Below are 1367 nucleotides of genomic sequence, written 5' to 3'. Positions count from 1 at the left end.
GACATTTTTGAAAGCTCTATGCGCGGCGACAGATTCACAAATAAGTGTATATTTAAACCATCAATTAAAAAACAAAAAACAGGCTAACCAGCAAAATGCCGCACTCGCTTTATGTAGTGGCCTGTTGGCAAACATTATGAGAAAGATTCTGCAAATAATTATACTTCTGACTTCTATTATGACTTTTTCTCAAGAAAAGTTAAGCGGAAAATATTGTTCAATTCCAATTGGAGAATCGGATGTTACCTGTATTGATTTTAAAAAAAATAATCTCTTTGAATATTCTGTTTCCGGTTGTTTGGGAACTTCTCAAATTGGAACTGGAATTTTTGAATTAAAAAACGAAACTTTAAAACTGAAATTCGACAAAAAAGAGCAGACATCAAAAGAATCAATAAAAATTACTGAAATAAAATCGAGTTCTGAAAAAACCGTTGAATTTGAATTCATCATAAAAGATGAGAATGAATCACCACTTTATGTAAATATTGTTGACATAAGCAATGTTAGCGGATTTGAAATTTCGGAAGAAAAAAATAAAATTGAATTTGAGAAAAAAAACTTAAAGGTAAAATATCAAATTCTCTCATTAGGTTATGCTAGTATTGAATTAGAATTAGAACATAATTCAAGTAAAAAAATTGAAATTACTATGTATCCTGTTCAAGCAAAAGTGATTTCAGAAAAAGTGTTTGAATGGAATTTGACCGAATTGAATGAAAACGAATTTAAAGTAGGTACAGAAATTTGGAATACTTTTAAGAAAACAAAATAACGATTTGCCAACAACGTGTATAATTAATTGCTTTGGCAAGTGCTTATTTGGAAAATTCCTTCGGAATTTTCTCGCGTTCGTTTTTGTTTACTAAATTAGTTGCTTAACCACGCAACTAACCATACACAACAACGTGGCGGCTGATTGCCCAAGGGCTTGCAGTTCACGATAAAATAAGCTACACAAAAGGCAGTTGCATACTTGGTAATTACCGCAATCGTATGGCTACGCTTCAAAATAGGTTTTAGAGCGATTGTAAGCGCTATAATCAAGGATTTGGTACAGATAGATCATAGAGCAAATCTCCTAGGATTTTAAAGCTCCCACCCTACTCAATCAGCCGCCACAGGCCACTACTCAAAAATGCCTAAAGGTTACAAATCTCAATTATTGAAAGCTCACACGTAGTTGCAACCAGCCACAACTATTACATAACGCGAATACGACATTTTTGAAAGCTCTATGTGTAGGCTTCCCCTTTTTAGGACACCTTAAAATTCGATAAATAATTATTATTTAGATCAGGTTTGATGAAGAATTTAAATTCTTCATCAAACCTGGGCATATATTCTTTAGGAGATATGTTACCTAA

The 1367-nt window shown here is 32.6% G+C and carries 1 protein-coding gene; it reads left to right on the top strand.

Annotated features, from left to right (window positions below; translation table 11 throughout):
- Positions 1-775 (top strand): hypothetical protein (locus ACFO5T_RS13970; RefSeq protein ID WP_380035606.1); only part of this gene is annotated, 775 nt, incomplete at its 5' end.
- Positions 776-1367 lie beyond the last annotated feature (592 nt).

The sequence above is a fragment of the Dokdonia genika genome, assembly GCF_042652845.1.
Taxonomy (GTDB): Bacteria; Bacteroidota; Bacteroidia; order Flavobacteriales; family Flavobacteriaceae; genus Dokdonia; species Dokdonia donghaensis.
The sequence above is the reverse complement of the archived record's forward strand: the minus strand, read 5'-3'. Positions and strand labels throughout refer to the sequence as shown.